14 protein-coding genes and 2 tRNA genes are annotated in these 17,246 nt (G+C 61.3%); 12 read left to right on the top strand and 4 right to left on the bottom strand.

What is annotated here, in order from left to right:
- The first annotated feature begins 289 nt into the window (after positions 1-289).
- From carA to KO539_RS20640, 4 genes are all read left to right on the top strand, one after another.
- The gene (gene carA / locus KO539_RS20655) at positions 290-1,468 is read left to right on the top strand and encodes a glutamine-hydrolyzing carbamoyl-phosphate synthase small subunit (RefSeq protein WP_219311346.1); all 1,179 of its coding nucleotides are present in this window, start codon (positions 290-292) and stop codon (positions 1,466-1,468) included.
- Positions 1,461-4,697, top strand: a complete 3,237-nt coding sequence (gene carB / locus KO539_RS20650) for a carbamoyl-phosphate synthase large subunit (RefSeq protein WP_176388330.1) — start codon at positions 1,461-1,463, stop codon at positions 4,695-4,697. The genes carA and carB overlap by 8 nt, the downstream gene beginning before the upstream one ends.
- Before the next feature lie 168 nt (positions 4,698-4,865).
- Positions 4,866-5,342 carry a transcription elongation factor GreA gene (greA, locus tag KO539_RS20645; protein ID WP_010397233.1) on the top strand — a complete coding sequence of 159 codons (477 nt, stop codon included), beginning with the start codon at positions 4,866-4,868 and terminating at the stop codon, positions 5,340-5,342.
- Positions 5,342-5,791, top strand: a complete 450-nt coding sequence (locus KO539_RS20640; protein ID WP_219311344.1) for a DUF4149 domain-containing protein — start codon at positions 5,342-5,344, stop codon at positions 5,789-5,791. Before greA ends, KO539_RS20640 begins: the two co-directional genes overlap by 1 nt.
- 179 nt (positions 5,792-5,970) lie before the next feature.
- Here KO539_RS20640 and KO539_RS20635 read toward each other — a convergent pair whose 3' ends face one another.
- Positions 5,971-6,441: a YhbY family RNA-binding protein gene (locus KO539_RS20635; protein WP_010397237.1), complete on the bottom strand. Its 471-nt coding sequence runs from the start codon at positions 6,439-6,441 to the stop codon at positions 5,971-5,973.
- 42 nt (positions 6,442-6,483) lie between these two features.
- On the opposite strand from KO539_RS20635, the gene KO539_RS20630 reads away from it, so the two are divergent.
- The 6 genes from KO539_RS20630 to KO539_RS20605 all read left to right on the top strand — a co-directional run bounded on the left by KO539_RS20630 (position 6,484) and on the right by KO539_RS20605 (position 11,908).
- A complete protein-coding gene (locus tag KO539_RS20630; protein WP_070219517.1) occupies positions 6,484-7,167 on the top strand; it encodes an RlmE family RNA methyltransferase in 684 nt (227 codons plus the stop codon).
- 203 nt (positions 7,168-7,370) lie between these two features.
- Positions 7,371-9,254, top strand: coding sequence for an ATP-dependent zinc metalloprotease FtsH (ftsH, locus tag KO539_RS20625; RefSeq protein ID WP_099379575.1), 1,884 nt, complete (start codon positions 7,371-7,373; stop codon positions 9,252-9,254).
- Positions 9,255-9,369: 115 nt separating this feature from the next.
- The gene (folP, locus tag KO539_RS20620; RefSeq protein WP_219311342.1) at positions 9,370-10,203 is read left to right on the top strand and encodes a dihydropteroate synthase; all 834 of its coding nucleotides are present in this window, start codon (positions 9,370-9,372) and stop codon (positions 10,201-10,203) included.
- Positions 10,204-10,243: 40 nt separating this feature from the next.
- Positions 10,244-11,581 (top strand): phosphoglucosamine mutase, encoded by a 1,338-nt coding sequence (gene glmM, locus KO539_RS20615; protein WP_219311340.1) that lies wholly within the window; start codon positions 10,244-10,246, stop codon positions 11,579-11,581.
- Between the two features lie 81 nt (positions 11,582-11,662).
- Positions 11,663-11,739: transfer RNA gene (locus tag KO539_RS20610), tRNA-Pro, on the top strand.
- Positions 11,740-11,833: 94 nt separating this feature from the next.
- Positions 11,834-11,908 (top strand) — tRNA-Arg (locus KO539_RS20605).
- Positions 11,909-11,978: 70 nt separating this feature from the next.
- Here KO539_RS20605 and KO539_RS20600 read toward each other — a convergent pair.
- The 3 genes from KO539_RS20600 to KO539_RS20590 form a co-directional block, all read right to left on the bottom strand.
- On the bottom strand, positions 11,979-12,158 hold the full coding sequence (locus tag KO539_RS20600; RefSeq protein WP_219311338.1) for a hypothetical protein: 180 nt from the start codon (positions 12,156-12,158) through the stop codon (positions 11,979-11,981).
- A gap of 145 nt (positions 12,159-12,303) precedes the next feature.
- Positions 12,304-12,870, bottom strand: a complete 567-nt coding sequence (locus KO539_RS30300) for a PEP-CTERM sorting domain-containing protein (protein ID WP_081922369.1) — start codon at positions 12,868-12,870, stop codon at positions 12,304-12,306.
- Positions 12,871-13,157: 287 nt separating this feature from the next.
- Entirely contained in the window at positions 13,158-13,709 is a 552-nt protein-coding gene (locus KO539_RS20590) for a GbsR/MarR family transcriptional regulator (RefSeq protein ID WP_170909696.1), read from the bottom strand.
- A 138-nt stretch (positions 13,710-13,847) separates the two neighbouring features.
- Between KO539_RS20590 and cydD the strand changes: the two genes are divergently transcribed.
- Together cydD and KO539_RS20580 are read left to right on the top strand one after the other, a co-directional pair.
- A complete protein-coding gene (gene cydD / locus KO539_RS20585) occupies positions 13,848-15,536 on the top strand; it encodes a thiol reductant ABC exporter subunit CydD (protein ID WP_219311336.1) in 1,689 nt (562 codons plus the stop codon).
- A complete protein-coding gene (locus KO539_RS20580) occupies positions 15,533-17,215 on the top strand; it encodes an amino acid ABC transporter ATP-binding/permease protein (RefSeq protein ID WP_219311334.1) in 1,683 nt (560 codons plus the stop codon). The genes cydD and KO539_RS20580 overlap by 4 nt, the downstream gene beginning before the upstream one ends.
- Positions 17,216-17,246 lie beyond the last annotated feature (31 nt).

The raw sequence follows: 17,246 nt of genomic DNA, 5'->3' as shown, positions 1-17,246 counted from the left end.
ACCGGTATTGCTTTGCAAGCCGCTCCGCGCAAGCCGGGCGGCTTTTTTCATGGAGCGCAGGATTTATGCTGCTGCGCAAAAAAATGCCGGGGCTTCTGTATTTTCTTCCTTGTGGAAAAGCTTCCTTTTGGTTATAATTCAAAGGTTTAGCCAATCACACATATACCGTAGCGACTACCCATCCCCTCATTCAAAATGACCGTTGAAACACCCTGAGTGCATCTGGCTCGGGTAACTAGGCGGTCGGTCTGACGTGGCGCAGCTACGGTAACTTTATCAGGAGTTGCCCTTGCCGCCATTTTTTTCTGGCCCTGCCGTTCCAGCCATATTAGCGCTTGCTGATGGAACGATCTTTAAAGGTTTTTCGATCGGTGCCGCCGGTCATACCACGGGCGAGGTTGTTTTCAACACCTCGATGACCGGGTATCAGGAAATCCTTACCGACCCAAGCTATTGCCGCCAGATGGTCACCCTGACCTATCCGCATATCGGCAATACGGGCGTCAATCCGGAAGATGTCGAATCTTCCAAGGTTCACGCCGCTGGCCTCATCATCCGCGATCTGCCATTGCTGGCATCCAATTTCCGTTCCACCCTCTCCCTGTCCGACTACCTCAAAGCTGAAAATATCGTCGCCATCGCCGGCATCGATACACGCAAGCTCACGCGCATCCTGCGTGAAAAAGGTGCGCAGGGCGGCGCCATCCTCGTCGGCACGCAAGGCAACGAGCCATCCGCCGCGCAAGCGCTGGAACTGGCCCGCTCCTTCCCCGGCCTGGCCGGCATGGACCTGGCAAAAGTAGTCTCAAGCAAGGACGCCTACGAATACCGCGAAACGGAATGGACCTTGGGCCAAGGCTATGGCCAGCTGGCCGATGCCGACGCGAAATACCACGTGGTCGCCTTCGACTACGGCGTCAAGCGCAACATCCTGCGCATGCTGACGGCACGCGGCTGCAAAGTCACCGTGCTGCCGGCGCAAGCTTCCGCCGCCGACGCCCTGGCGTTGAACCCGGACGGCATTTTCCTGTCGAACGGCCCTGGCGACCCGGAACCGTGCGACTACGCCATCGCGGCGACCAAGGAATTGATCGAGAAGGGCATCCCGACCTTCGGCATCTGCCTCGGCCACCAGATCATGGCGATCGCTTCCGGTGCAAAGACGCTGAAGATGAAGTTCGGCCACCACGGCGCCAACCACCCGGTGCAAGACCTGGAAACGAAACAGGTCTTGATTACCTCGCAAAACCACGGTTTCGCAGTCGACGCGGCAACTCTGCCCGCGAACTGCCGCGTGACCCATGAATCGCTGTTCGACGGTTCCCTGCAGGGCTTTGCCCGCACGGACAAGCCGGCCTTCTGCTTCCAGGGCCACCCTGAAGCGTCGCCGGGCCCGATGGATGTTGCTTACCTGTTTGACCGCTTCATCAACCTGATGGCTGCGGAGGAGAAAAAGAAAAATGCCTAAACGTTTAGATATTAAAAGTATTCTGATTATTGGCGCTGGCCCGATCGTGATCGGCCAGGCCTGCGAATTCGATTATTCCGGCGCGCAAGCGTGCAAGGCCCTGCGCGAAGAGGGCTACAAAGTCATCCTGGTCAACAGCAATCCTGCGACCATCATGACGGATCCGGAAATGGCCGATGTGACCTATATCGAGCCGATCACCTGGTCGGTCGTTGAACGCATCATCGCCAAGGAGCGTCCTGACGCGATCCTGCCGACGATGGGCGGCCAGACGGCGCTGAACTGCGCGCTGGACCTGTTCAACAATGGCGTACTGGAAAAATACAACGTCGAACTGATCGGCGCGTCGCCGGAAGCCATCGACAAGGCCGAAGACCGTTCCAAGTTCAAGGACGCGATGACCAAGATCGGCCTCGGTTCGGCCCGTTCCGGCGTGGCGCACTCGATGGAAGAATCGTGGGCCGTGCAGCGCACCCTGGGCTTCCCGACCATCATCCGTCCATCGTTCACCATGGGCGGTTCCGGCGGCGGCATCGCCTACAACGAAGAAGAATTCGAAACCATCTGCAAGCGCGGCCTGGAAGCTTCGCCGACGAAAGAGTTGCTGATCGAAGAATCGTTGCTGGGCTGGAAAGAGTACGAGATGGAAGTGGTGCGCGACAAGGCGGACAACTGCATCATCATCTGCTCGATCGAAAACCTCGACCCGATGGGCGTGCACACGGGCGACTCCATCACGGTGGCGCCAGCGCAAACCCTGACGGACAAGGAATACCAGATCATGCGCAATGCCTCGCTGGCAGTGCTGCGCGAGATCGGCGTCGACACCGGTGGCTCGAACGTGCAATTCTCGATCAACCCCGTCGATGGCCGCATGATCGTCATCGAGATGAATCCGCGCGTGTCGCGTTCGTCGGCCCTGGCCTCGAAAGCGACGGGCTTCCCGATCGCCAAGATCGCCGCCAAGCTGGCCGTCGGTTTCACCCTGGACGAACTGCGCAATGAAATCACGGGCGGCGCCACGCCGGCCTCGTTCGAACCGTCGATCGATTACGTCGTCACGAAGATTCCCCGTTTCACGTTCGAGAAGTTCCCGACCGCCGACCACCACCTGACGACGCAGATGAAATCCGTCGGCGAAGTAATGGCCATTGGCCGTACCTTCCAGGAATCGTTCCAGAAAGCCTTGCGCGGCCTGGAAGTGGGCGTGGACGGTATGAACGAAAAAACCAAGGACCGCGAAAAGATCGAAGAAGAACTGGGCGAGCCTGGTCCTGAGCGCATCTGGTACGTGGGCGATGCGTTTGCCCAAGGTTTTACTTTGGAAGAAGTGCACAATCTGACCAAGATCGACCCATGGTTCCTGATCCAGATCAAGGAAATCGTCGACCTGGAACTGTGGCTGGACACGCAGAAGCTGGAAAACCTGGACAAGAACACCCTGTACAAGTTGAAACAGAAGGGCTTCTCGGATCGCCGCCTGGGCTTTTTGCTGCAAACGACCGACACGGCCGTGCGCCAGCAGCGCCATGCGCTGAACATCCGTCCCGTCTACAAGCGCGTCGACACCTGCGCGGCCGAGTTTTCGACCGACACGGCGTACATGTATTCCACGTACGACGAAGAGTGCGAATCGAATCCGACCGACAAGAAAAAGATCATGGTATTGGGCGGTGGCCCGAACCGTATCGGCCAGGGTATCGAATTTGACTATTGCTGCGTCCACGCTGCCCTCGCCATGCGCGAAGACGGCTACGAAACCATCATGGTCAACTGCAACCCGGAAACCGTGTCGACCGACTATGACACTTCCGACCGCCTGTATTTTGAATCGCTGACCCTGGAAGACGTGCTGGAAATCGTCGCCATCGAAAAACCGGTGGGCGTGATCGTGCAGTACGGCGGCCAGACGCCATTGAAACTGGCGCTGGACCTGGAAGCGAATGGCGTGCCGATCATCGGCACCTCGCCCGACATGATCGACGCGGCCGAAGACCGCGAGCGTTTCCAGCAAATGCTGCACAAGCTGGAACTGCGCCAGCCGCCTAACCGCACCGCGCGCACGGAAGCCGACGCCCTGGCGCTGGCGCAGGAAATCGGCTACCCGCTGGTCGTGCGTCCATCGTACGTGCTGGGCGGGCGCGCCATGGAAATCGTCCATGAGCAACGCGACCTCGAGCGCTACATGCGCGAAGCCGTCAAGGTTTCGCACGATTCGCCAGTGTTGCTGGACCGCTTCCTGAACGACGCCATCGAGTGCGACGTCGATTGCATCTCCGACGGCGAAACGACGTTCATCGGCGGCGTGATGGAACACATCGAACAGGCTGGCGTCCACTCGGGCGACTCGGCTTGCTCGCTGCCACCATACTCGCTGTCGCAAGAAACCATTGATGAACTGAAACGCCAGACGGCGCTGATGGCCAAGGGTTTGAACGTGGTCGGCCTGATGAACGTGCAGTTCGCGATCCAGAAGCAAGAGATCGACGGCGAAATGAAAGACGTCGTCTTCGTGCTGGAAGTCAATCCACGTGCGTCGCGCACCGTGCCATTCGTCTCGAAAGCCACCGGTCTGCAACTGGCGAAGATTGCCGCGCGCTGCATGGTTGGCCAGTCGCTGGCGTCGCAAGGCATCACGCAGGAAGTCGTGCCGCCATACTTCAGCGTCAAGGAAGCCGTGTTCCCGTTCGTCAAGTTCCCGGGCGTGGACACCATCCTCGGCCCTGAAATGAAGTCGACGGGCGAAGTCATGGGCGTGGGCCTAACCTTCGGCGAAGCGTTTGTGAAATCGCAGCTGGGCGCCGGCGTGAACCTGCCAAAATCGGGCAAGGTCTTCATCAGCGTGAAAGCGTCGGACAAGCCGCGCGCCGTGCAAGTGGCGCGTGACTTGGTCGAGTCCGGTTTCACCGTGGTCGCCACCAAGGGTACCGCCGCCGTGATCGCTGCTGCCGGCATCGCCGTCACGCCAGTGAACAAGGTGATCGAGGGCCGTCCGCACGTGGTCGACATGATCAAGAACCATGAAATCGTGCTGGTGATCAACACCGTGGAAGAAAAGCGCAGCGCCATCGTCGATTCGCGGGCCATCCGCACGTCGGCCCTGGCGTCGCGCGTGACGACCTACACCACCATCGCCGGCGCGGAAGCGGCCGTCGAAGGCATCCGCCACCTGGATGAGCTGCGTGTGTACGATTTGCAAGGTCTGCACAAGACCCTGCAGCAAGCGTAGTCCGCGCGCCATTTGCAGTGACCGCCGTTAGGCGGTACACTGCATGCTTATCAACCACAGAGTTCCGTGCAGAGTAGCGCGCGGCCTCTGTGGTTTTCACTTGGTAAGGCCGTTAAACGTGGCAACACACTGCAACGGCGCCGATAACTAGCAGATAGTAGAGATAACATGACCTCAGTCCCATTGACCAAATACGGCGCAGAACTTCTGAAGGAAGAGCTGCATCATTTGAAGACCAAGGAACGCCGCATCGTCATCGATGCGATCGCCGAAGCGCGTTCGCACGGAGATTTGTCGGAAAACGCCGAGTACGATGCCGCCAAGGAACGCCAGGCTTTCGTCGAAGGCCGCATCGCCGAGCTCGAAGGCAAACTGGGCGCAGCGCAAATCATCGACCCGACCGCGCTCGACGCGGAAGGCCGCGTGGTGTTTGCCTCGACCGTGAACCTGGAAGACCTGGAATCGGGTCAGAAAGTCACGTACCAGATCGTCGGCCTCGATGAAGCCGACTTGAAAAAGAACAAGGTTTCCGTGACGTCCCCGATCGCCCGCGCGCTGATCGGCAAGTATGCCGGTGACGTGGTGGAAGTGCAGGCGCCGTCCGGCCCGCGCGAATACGAAATCCTGGAAGTACTGTACATCTGATGCTCGCCCGCGTGCGCATCCTCGTTGCCACCCTGTGGGCCGGCAGCCTGTGGACCATCGGCTTCATCGTGGCGCCCACGCTGTTCGGCACCCTGAGCGACAGAGTGCTGGCGGGCAATATCGCCGGCAGCATGTTCCGCGCCGAAGCCTGGCTGTCGATCGCCTGTGCTGTGGTGCTGCTGGCCTTGCTGCAATGGGCGCCCGGCGCGCTGGAACTCAAGCGCCGCCGCCTGCTGGGCGCGCTGGTGCTGTCCATGCTGGTGTGTGCGCTGCTCAGCCATTTCGGCATTTCGCCGCTGATGGCTGAACTCAAGGCGCAGGCGCAGGGTTCATCTGGCATCATGGACGAAGCCATGCGCAGCCGTTTCGGCATGCTGCATGGCGTGTCGACGCTGATCTTTGCCGTGCAAAGCTTGCTGGCGGGCGTGCTGATCTGGAAACAGCAATAAACGTTGGCGGTGTTGTCGGATTACGCGCTGCGCGCTAATCCGACCTACCGATCAATGCCGTAGGTCGGATTAGCGCGCCCTGGCGCCGCGTAATCCGACAAGCAATAAAAAAGCGGAGCAGGGAAGATCCCGTGCTCCGCTTCTTGTTTCAACAGCCTTGCGGCTGCTGAACGACAGGCTTACTTGCTGCCCAGTGCGCTTTTCTTGGCGCTTTTCTGACGTGGCTTGGCACGCTTGATGGAACCGCCTTCGGTAACGCGCTCATTGCCCTTGATCATGACTTTCGTCACGCTCGGGCGCTTGGTGCCGCTGGCGCTGGCCTTGACGATGGTCACTTCGCGCATGCCTTTGCCGGCGCTGACCTTCTCCTTAACCACTTCTTTTTTCGGACGGTAGATTACCAGCAGTTTGCCAATATGTTGTACCGGGGCGGCGCCGAGATTGCCGCAAATCGTATCGTACATTCCGACGCGGGCTTCGCGGTCGTCGCCGAACACGCGGACTTTAATCAGACCGTGCGAATCCAGGCCAAGGTCGATCTCTTTGAGGACAGCAGGTGTCAAGCCCGCTTCGCCAATAATGACGATAGGCTTCAGCGCGTGTGCTTCGGCGCGCAGTGCGCTGCGCTCTACGGGTGTAAGTTTTAGCATAATAATATTTAGTAATTCCCTTAAAAGCAGTATTCTACGCGAATGGCAAAGAAGAAATTAAACAAAAACTGGTTGCACGACCACATAAATGATCCTTATGTGAAGTTGGCGCAAAAAGAGGGCTACCGCGCCCGGGCAGCATACAAGCTCAAAGAAATCGATGAAGACGAAAAACTGATCAAACCTGGCCAGGTGATTGTCGACCTTGGTTGCACTCCCGGCAGCTGGGCCCAGTACACGCGGCGCAAGCTGGCCGGCAAGGACGGCGGCGGGGTCAATGGTACCCTGATTGGCCTGGACATGCTGGAAATGGAACCCATCGCCGATTTCCACTTCATCCAGGGCGACTTCCGCGAAGCGCGCGTGCTGCGCCAGCTGGAAGTGGTGTTGCAAGGCCGCAAGGTCGACCTGGTCCTGTCGGACATGGCGCCCAACCTGTCTGGCATCGCCACGGCGGACGCCGCGCGCATGGAACACTTGATCGACCTGGCCATCGAATTTTCGCAATTGCACCTGAAGCCGTCTGGCGTGCTGTTGGTGAAATGCTTCAAAGACATGGGTTTCAGCCAGATCGTGGAGAAATTCCGCGCTGAATTCAAGGTCGTGGTGCAGAAAAAGCCCAAGGCCAGCCGCGATAAATCATCGGAAATCTTCCTGATGGGCCGTGGAATCAAGAATCCGCTGAAAAATGCCGTAGAAGAAGATGATCCCGCCCTTGATATTTAAGAGGGAATCCGCACATGGGAACGAGAAGTGCAGTAGCGTCTGATGGCATAAAAGCCTAAATTGTTTATACTGCATTTTTTTTGCGTGAACGCGATTTTTTCGCGCGCACGGATCGGCGGGCTTTGGCACGGCCCGCTTATTGCGAGTAAAATCGTGTTTCTAGCTATAGGTAAAGAGATGCGCACTGCATCCAAGGAGTCTTCGTGAATAACATGTTTTCCAAATCTGCCATCTGGGTAGTCGTATTGCTGCTGTTGTTCATGCTGTTCAAGCAATTCGACAGTCATGGCGCCACAGGCGGCAGCAAGGCCATCGCTTATTCCGATTTGCTGGATGAAGTCAAAGCCAAGCGCGTCAAGGATGTCGTGATCGAAGGTTCGTCGATCACCGCCAAGCTGATGGACGACACCAAGGTGCGTACCACCGCCACCAGCCTCGACAAGGGCCTGATCGGCGACTTGCGCGACAATGGCGTGCATTTCGATGTGCGTCCGCCTGAGGAAGCGTCTTTCCTGCAAACTATTTTTGTTTCCTGGTTCCCCATGCTGCTGTTGATCGGCGTCTGGGTCTTCTTCATGCGTCAGATGCAAGGCGGCGGCAAGGGCGGGGCATTCTCGTTCGGCAAGTCGAAGGCGCGCATGATGGATGAAGCCAGCAACACCGTCACCTTCGCCGATGTCGCCGGTTGCGACGAAGCGAAAGAAGAAGTCAACGAAGTGGTCGACTTCCTCAAGGATCCGAGCAAATTCCAGAAACTGGGCGGCCGCATTCCCCGCGGCGTGCTGATGGTTGGTCCTCCGGGCACGGGTAAAACCCTGCTGGCGCGCGCCATCGCCGGCGAAGCCAAGGTACCGTTCTTCTCGATTTCCGGTTCCGACTTCGTGGAAATGTTCGTCGGCGTGGGCGCCAGCCGCGTGCGCGACATGTTTGAAAACGCGAAAAAGCATTCGCCATGCATCATCTTCATCGATGAGATCGACGCCGTCGGCCGTCACCGCGGTGCTGGCATGGGTGGCGGCAATGACGAGCGCGAACAGACCTTGAACCAGTTGCTGGTCGAGATGGACGGTTTTGAAGCGAACTCCGGCGTGATCGTCGTGGCCGCCACCAACCGCGCCGACGTGCTCGACAAAGCGCTGTTGCGTCCAGGCCGTTTCGACCGCCAGGTGTCCGTCGGCTTGCCCGACATCCGCGGCCGCGAGCAGATCTTGAACGTGCACATGCGCAAAGTGCCTATCGGTACCGACGTGAAAGCCGATATCCTGGCCCGCGGCACCCCTGGTTTCTCGGGCGCGGACCTGGCCAACCTGGTCAACGAGGCAGCCCTGTTTGCCGCACGCCGCAGCAAGCGTCTGGTGGAAATGGCCGACTTTGAAGATGCGAAAGACAAGATCTACATGGGTCCCGAGCGTAAATCGATGATCATCCGCGAGGAAGAGCGTCGCAATACGGCTTACCATGAGTCCGGTCACGCCGTCGTCGCCAAGCTGCTGCCGAAGGCTGATCCCGTGCATAAAGTGACGATCATGCCGCGTGGCTGGGCCCTGGGCCTGACCTGGCAGCTGCCGGAACACGACAATCTGTCCGCCTACAAGGACAAGATGCTGGAAGAAATTTCCATCCTGTTCGGTGGCCGTATCGCCGAAGAGATTTTCGTTGGGCAAATGTCCACGGGCGCGTCGAACGACTTCTCGCGCGCCACCAAGCTGGCCCGTTCCATGGTGACCCGTTTCGGCATGTCCGACAGCATGGGCGTGATGGTCTACGAAGACAGCGAAAACGAAGGTTTCTTCGGTGGCGCCACGAAGACGATCTCGGAAGCGACCCAGCAAAAGGTCGATGCTGAAATCCGCAACATTCTCGACAAGCAATATGCTTTGGCGCGCACTTTGCTGGAAGGCAATCGCGACAAGGTCGAAATGATGACCAAAGCCTTGCTGGAATGGGAAACCATCGATGCTGAGCAAATCAATGACATCATGGCCGGTCTGGAGCCGCGTCCACCGAAAGTCATTCCGCCACGCCGCAATGCGGGCGGTGATAGCGGCACGGGCGGCATCTCGCCTAATGTGACGGCACCAGCCTGATAACGGTCGCCCTGACCGGCGGCGCGCAAGGGTATGGCAAGAACGAGGGTAAGGAGCAATCCTTGCCCTTTTTCGTTGCCGCAGCAGTTTTTTCCTGACGACTACAAAGATTCACATGCGACACTATTTGCAATTCGGCCGTTTCGGCTTCAACCTGTCCGGCACGCAGGCGCTGGTGATGGGCATCCTGAACATCACGCCTGACTCGTTTTCCGATGCGGGCCAGTATCAACATCTGGAATTTGCCCTTTCGCGCGCGGAGCAGATGATAGTTGACGGCGTCGACATCATCGACATCGGCGGCGAATCGAGCCGTCCCGGCGCGCCGCCGCTGCCGCTGCAGGACGAGTTGCAGCGCGTCATGCCGGTGCTGTACGCCTTGCGCGATTGCGGCAAGCCCCTGTCCGTCGACACCTATAAACCGGAAGTGATGCGCGAAGCCATCCTGGCGGGCGCTGACATGATCAACGACATCAACGGTTTCCGCGCACCGGGCGCCATCGACGCCGTGCGGGACAGCGACTGCGCGCTGTGCATCATGCACATGCAAAACGTGCCGGAAACCATGCAAGCCCAGCCGCAGTACGAGGACGTGGTGCGCGAAGTTATCGACTTCCTGCGCGAGCGCATCGACACGATGACGGCGGCCGGCATCGCCCGCGAACGCCTGTGCGTCGATCCCGGTTTCGGTTTTGGCAAGACGGTGGAACAGAACTATGCCTTGCTGCGCGCCACGCGCCAGTTGCGCAGCGAACTGGACCTGCCCGTGCTGGCCGGCTTGTCGCGCAAGTCGATGATCGGCGCCGTCACGGGACGTCCCGTCGAGCAGCGCCTGGCCGGCAGTGTTGCCGGTGCGCTTGCTGCGGTAGCGCAAGGTGCGGAAATTATCCGTGTGCATGATGTAGCTGAAACCGTCGATGCACTGAAGGTCTGGCGCATGGCACACTGAGCCTGTAAGATTTATCATAAACAACAAAAAGAGAAATACTATGACGCGTAAATATTTTGGCACCGACGGCATCCGCGGCTTGGTGGGCACGGCTCCGATCACCCCCGATTTCGTCATGCGCCTCGGCTATGCGGCCGGCAAGGTGCTGGCCAAGTCGCAAGGCGGCAAGACCCGCCCGACGGTGCTGATCGGCAAGGACACGCGCATTTCCGGCTACATGCTGGAAGCGGCGCTGGAAGCGGGCCTGTCGGCCGCTGGCGTGGACGTAATGCTGGCCGGCCCCATGCCGACGCCGGCCATCGCCTACCTGACGCGGGCGTTGCGCCTGTCGGCTGGCGTCGTCATTTCCGCCTCGCACAATCCCTACCATGACAATGGCATCAAGTTCTTTTCCGGCCAGGGTACCAAGCTGCCCGACAGCGTGGAACTGGAAATCGAAGCGGCGCTCGACGAGCCGATGGCCTGCGTGCCATCTGAAAAGCTGGGCCGCGCCAAGCGCCTGGACGATGCCCAGGGGCGCTACATCGAATTTTGCAAGGGCACTTTCCCGAACGAGCTGGACTTGCGCGGCCTGAAGATCGTCGTCGATTGCGCGCATGGCGCCGCCTACCATATCGCGCCGCACGTGTTCCATGAGCTGGGAGCGGAAGTCATCGCCATCGGCAACAAGCCCGACGGCTTCAACATCAACGCGGGCTTCGGCGCCACGGCAACCAAGGCCATGGCTGAAGCGGTCGTCGAGCACGGCGCCGACCTGGGCATCGCCCTCGACGGCGACGCCGACCGCCTGATCATGTGCGACGCCACGGGCCGCCTGTATAACGGCGACGAGCTGTTGTACGTCATGGTCAAGGACCGCCTGGCGACAGGCTCCGTGGCTGGCGCCGTCGGCACCCTGATGACCAACATGGCGCTGGAAGTGCTGTTCAAGCAGCAGGGCATCGGCTTTGCGCGCGCCAAGGTGGGCGACCGCTACGTGCTGGAGGTCATGAAGGAAAAAGGCTGGATACTGGGCGGGGAAGGCTCCGGCCATTTGCTGTGCCTGGACAAGCACACGACGGGTGACGGCATCGTCTCCGCGCTGCAAGTCTTGTCCGCGCTCAAGCGCAGCGGGCAGAGCCTGCAGCAATGCCTGGCCGAGCTGGTGCTGTTCCCGCAAACCCTGATCAACCTGCGCGTGGCGCCCGGTTTTGACTGGCAGAAAAATGCCGCCATGGTGGCCGAGAAAGAATTGGTCGAGGCCGAATTGGGCGATACGGGCCGCGTGCTGATCCGCGCTTCGGGCACGGAACCGCTGATCCGCGTGATGGTGGAAGCGAAGGATAAAGCGAACGCTGAAAGCATGGCGCGCCGTATCGCCGATAAAGTGGGTGTGTAAGGGCAGGCGCCGATAGTTATTTCCATCTAATTCGTCTATGGCAATTGACGAAATTGGGTGGGGGCGTTATTATCTTGTCTTCGGAGTGTGGCGCAGCCCGGTAGCGCACCTGGTTTGGGACCAGGGGGTCCAAGGTTCGAATCCTTGTACTCCGACCAAAGTCATAAGCGGGCTGTCAGAAATGACAGCCCGTTTTCTATTCCGCGCCAGCATTTCATTGCTGGCGCGCATGGACTAAAATACTGCACCTCTCCGCCCATCGTTCAACGGATAGGACAACGGTCTTCTAAACCGTGAATGGGGGTTCGATTCCCTCTGGGCGGACCAGTTTCATACTGGCCACGGCTTGCGCCATGCGGCCGCATCTTCTCTCTTTCCTGTCTGTCAGCACGCGGCCCTAAGGCTGTGCAAACAGCACCACGCTCAGCAAATACAGCAGCGGCACGGCGCACAGCAGCGCAGACAACACCGACAGTATTTTCTTGCTCGCCAGGTGTGCCAGGCGCAGCCGTTCGCGCGCAGGCAAATGCCGGCGGACCAGGTCGCGCGCGCGCGGCTGGAATGGTGATTCATGCATGTGAGCTCCCTCGCAACGATGGCTGATGATGTCGGCCAGCATAGCGGGAGCGGCATAAAGGCGGTGTAAAGAGTGGGCGGCGCGGCGCAAGCGCGCTGTAAACATGGATGCGCCGGCGCCGTGTTGCGGGTCTTGCCCGATGCTCTTATTTTGCCTGGCGGCGGCGCGCCAGGATGCCGAGCAGGCCCAGGCCGGCGAGCAGCATGGCATAGGTTTCCGGTTCAGGGATGGCGGAAACATAGGCGCGGTAATTGCTCAGGTCCTTGGGCAAGCCCTCTACCGTGAAAGTCGTGCCGGCTGCGACGGGCGCTGCCCATTGGAAGACCAGTTCGCCCTGGCCGAAATGGATGGCCAGGTAATCATAGTCCGCCGCACTCGTGAAGGAATTCACCCCGCCGCTGGCGCCTGCCGTGGTGCCCGCGGTGCAGCCTGAGGTGGCATTGTCGCAAAACGAGACGGCCGCACCCAGGCTGGTGCCGAAAACGCCGTTGATGTAGCCCTGAATGTCGGTGGGACTCTGCGGCACGAGATTGTCGTCATAGTATTTCACCATGAGGGCAGGTGACGGCGAGTAAGTGACGGTGCTGCCTTCGATGCTGAAACCGCTGGCCGGTCCCACATCGACCCATGTAGCAGCCTGTGCCACACCCATGCAGGCCGTCAGGGCGGCCAGCATGGATGCCCGTATGGCAATGCTTGTTATGCTTTTCATGAAAATCCCCTTTTATTTTATTGCAGACATTTCACTGCTTCAGGGTGCGCGCCATCCGGTCAGGGAGGTCGACTTGTCGCCCGGTCGCCTTTGCGTGAGTACGCATATGCAAGCTTAGTCTTGATGTAAATTAATACAATTTAAATAATGCTATTGGCATGCTTGACAACATCGCATACGGCTATGTATGGCTGTGCTGGCGAGGCCTGTGCGGGAATAGAAATGGCGTGACAAGGCGTGCCAGCTTGTGCTGGCAACGCCTTGAGTGGGAAGAGGGGAGGCGGGTTTCAGTCGCTGTTATTGCTGACGCCAAACAGGCGGTCCTTGGCGTTGAGCAATTTTTGCACCTTGGCGCCCATTTTCATCAGCTGCGCCATCGATTCGGGCGACAGGCGCTGCAAGTCGTCGAACCAGGTGTTGGCCAGGTCGACCAGTTCATACATTTCGCGCATGCGCTCCTGCGCATACTGGTCCACGGGTTCCGTGGCCGGCGCCAGCAGCGATTCGCGCAGCACCGTCAGCGTGGGCGCCACTTCGCGGCGGCGGCGCTCGGCGGCCACCACGCGGAAGATTTGCCACACATCGCCCAGCGAGGAAAAATACTCGCGCCGGTCGCCGGGGATGCGCGACTGGCGTATCAAGCCCCAGCCCTGCAATTCCTTCAGGCCGATGCTCACGTTCGAGCGCGAAAAACTCAGGTGTTCCGCAATTTCATCCGCGTGTAAAGGATGCTCCGCGACAAACAACAAGGCGTACACTTGCCCCACCGTGCGGTTAAAGCCCCAGCGGCTGCCCATCTCGCCGAAATGGCTGACGAAGGTCAGGATCAGCGGCGTCATTTGGATATGTTGAGTTTTCATAATTATCTGAATTTTTTCACGCCACACCCGCAGGGTCAATTGATATATGTCATGTTTCGCAGTATTATACAAAATATCGAATTTACAGAAAATTCTGAAAACTCAAAAAGTATAGAGATGCCGACTACGCCACTGTCCTTGCCCCGCTTTATTCTTCCCCGTGCCGCCAGCCTGGCGCAGGGCGGCGCCGCCTTGTTGTGGCTGCCGCAAGCGGCCTTGCTGGCCTGGGCCGTGCAAGCCATGCTCGATGGCGCGCCGTGGCGCGCGGCCTTGCTGCCTGCCGCTGGCGTGCTGCTGCTGGGCGTGCTGCGCGCCGGCTGCGAAGCGTGGGGCGCGCGGCGCATGTATGCGGCGGCGCGCGCGCACCTGTCCACCTTGCGCGCACAAGTGGCGCAAGCGCTGGCGCGCCGTTCGCCGCTGGACCGCCAGCGTGCGCAGTCGGGCCAGGCGGCCAGCTTCATCGCCGAACAGGCCGAAGCCATCGTGCCGTATCTGGTGCGCTACAAGCCCGCGCGCTGGAAAGTCATGCTGGTGCCGCTCGTGATCCTCGCCGTGGTGACGCCGCTGTCGTGGATCGCCGCCTTGATCCTGCTCATCGCCGCGCCCCTGATTCCCGTCTTCATGGCCCTGGTCGGCATGGGCGCGCAGGCGGCCAGCCGCGCACAAATGGTGGAAATGGGCAGCATGAACGCCTTTCTATTGGACCGCCTGCGCGGCCTGGCCACCCTGCGCGCGCTCGACGCCGTCGATGCCACGGCCGAACGGCTGAACGCCTCGTCGCAATCCGTGCGCCGGCGCACGATGGTGGTGCTGCGCATCGCCTTTTTGTCGTCGGCCGTGCTGGAACTGTTTTCCGCGCTCGGTGTCGCCATGGTGGCGGCCTTCATCGGTTTCTCCCTTTTGGGCAGCATCAATTTCGGCACCTGGGGCCGCGAGCTGACCTTGGGGCAGGGCTTGTTCATCCTGTTGCTGGCGCCCGCGTTTTTCGAACCGCTGCGCGAACTGGCCGCCGTCTGGCACGACAAGGCGGCCGGCGAAGCGGGCCTGGCCGGCCTGCACGACCTGGCGGCCGACGGCGTGCCGCTGCCTGGCGCGGAGGTCCTGTCTGCCGTCGTCTCCGCCGCCGCCATGGCCGTGGCGCCGCCGCCCGCTATCGACATCCATCAACTGCGCTTTGCCCACCCTGGCGAAGCGCCCGTGTTCGAGCGTTTCGACTTGACGGTGCGCGCCGGTGAACACGTGGCCCTGCTGGGCGCCAGCGGCGCCGGCAAGACCACCTTGCTGTCGCTGCTGGCCGGCTTGCTGCCCGCCAGCGGCGGAGACATCCGCATCGGCGGCGTGCGCCTGACCGACAGCACGGTCAATACCTTGCGCCAGCGCATGGCGTGGATGGGCCAGCGCCCGCACGTGTTTGCCGCCTCCGTCAGCCAGAACGTGACCCTGGGCCGCACGGGCGCCAGCGCCACGCAGGTGACGCAGGCGCTGCACCTGGCCGACCTGGCTGCCGTGGCGCAGGCCCAGCCGGCCGTCATGCTCAGCGATGGCGGCCAGGGCTTGTCCGGCGGCGAAGCCGTGCGCCTGGCGCTGGCCCGCGTGGCCCTGCATCCGCATGCCGATTTGCTGCTGGTCGATGAACCGACGGCGCACCTGGACAGCGAAACGGCGGCGCGCGTCACGGACGCCTTGCTGGCACTGGCGCAAGGCAAGACGATGATCGTCGCCACGCACGACCCCGTGCTGGCTGGCCGCCTGCAGCGCACGGTGCAGGTCGATGCCCCAGCCCTGGCACAGGAGCAGCAGGCATGAAAAATTCAATGATGCTCAACCCCGTGCTGCGGCAATTGCTGCTGGCCCAGCCCGGCAAGCTGATCGGCGGCGCCTTGCTGGCGGCCCTGACGGCGGTGTCCGGCATGGCCTTGCTGGGCTTGTCCGGCTGGTTTATCACGGCCACCTCGATTGCCGGCCTGCACGCGTCGACGGCCATCCTGTTCGACGTCTTCGGCCCGTCGGCCGGCATCCGCCTGCTGGCCATCGGCCGCACGGGTTCGCGCTATGCGGAACGCCTCGTCACGCACGACGCCACGTTCGCCGCGCTGGCCAGCATCCGCGTGCAGCTGTTCCGTGGCTGGTCGCGCCCGGAAGCGGCCAGCCGCTTGCTGCGCCAGCCCGCCAAGCTGCTGTTCCGCCTGACGGCCGATATCGACGCGCTCGAATCACTGTATTTGCGCCTGCTGGTGCCTGCCTTCACGGCCTTGTGCGTAGCCTTGCTGGCCGGCGTGGCGCTGGGCGTGATGCAGTGGCAACTGGCGCTGGGCCTGGCCGCGTGGCTGCTGGCCGCCGGCGGCGGCATCAGCTGGATGGTGGCGCAACGCGCCCGCCGTCCCGCCATCGTGCGTACACGCGCCATCGAAAAATTGCGCTCCGGCACCATCGACCTGGTGGCGGGCCAGACGGATCTCGTGATGGCGGGCCGCATCGACGCCCAGTGCGCGGCGCTGGGGCAGATCGATCGTTCGCTGGCACAAGCCGATTTCGCCCTGCTGCGCCTGGAAACTGCCGCCGGCGCCGCGTATGGCGTGGCGGGCAGCGCGACCCTGGCGGGGGTGCTGCTGGCCGTGGCTGCGCTGGTGCAGCAGCAAATGATGAGTGTTCCGCTGGCGGCCTTGGCCCTGCTGATTGCCCTGACGGCCGTGGAGCCATTCGCGGGACTGCGCCGCGGCGCGCTGGAAGCGGGCCGCATGCTGCTGGCCATGCGCCGCCTGGCGCCGCGCCTTGAAGGAGACGACGTGGTGACGCCGCCCGTCGATGCCGCGCCGGGCTTGCGCCTGGAACACGTGAACGCCGCACATGCGGGCAGCCACGTTGCCATCTTGCATGACGTATCGCTGCACATCGCGGGCGGCGAGCGCGTGGCCTTGATCGGCCCCAGCGGGGCGGGCAAGTCCACCTTGCTGGCCCTGGCCGCGCGCGAGCTGGCGCCGCTGTCGGGCAGTGTCCACGCGGGACGCGCCTGCCTTTTCACGCAGAAGACGGAATTGTTCCAGGACAGCTTGCGCGACAACCTGCGCCTGGCCGACCCGTGCGCCAGCGATGCGCAGCTGTGGGCGGCGCTGCAGGCAGCCGGTCTGGACGACGAGGTGCGGTCCTTCGCGGACGGCCTGGACACCAAGCTGGGCGAGGGCGGCCTGGGCTTGTCAGGCGGCCAGGCGCGGCGCTTGGCGCTGGCGCGGCTGTTCCTGCACGAATCGAGCTTGTGGCTGCTGGACGAAGCGACGGAAGCGCTGAATGCGCAGACGGCGATCGATGTCCTGCAGCGCCTGGGTGCGCGCAGCGAAGGACGTACTTTGCTGATCGCCACCCACTTGCGGCGCGAAGCGGCGCTGGCGGACCGGCTGGTCAGCCTGCGCGATGGCCGCATCGTGGGCGATGCGCGCCGTGGCACGCCAGCCTTTGAGGCAGCCATGGCGGGCTTGCGGGGGGACTGACGGGCAAGCGGGCAGTATTTGAAAGGTAGCA

The sequence above is a fragment of the Janthinobacterium sp. NKUCC06_STL genome, from assembly GCF_019345455.1.
Classification (GTDB): Bacteria; Pseudomonadota; Gammaproteobacteria; order Burkholderiales; family Burkholderiaceae_D; genus Janthinobacterium; species Janthinobacterium rivuli.
Note: the sequence above shows the minus strand (reverse complement) of the source record. Positions and strands in the feature narration are given on the sequence as shown.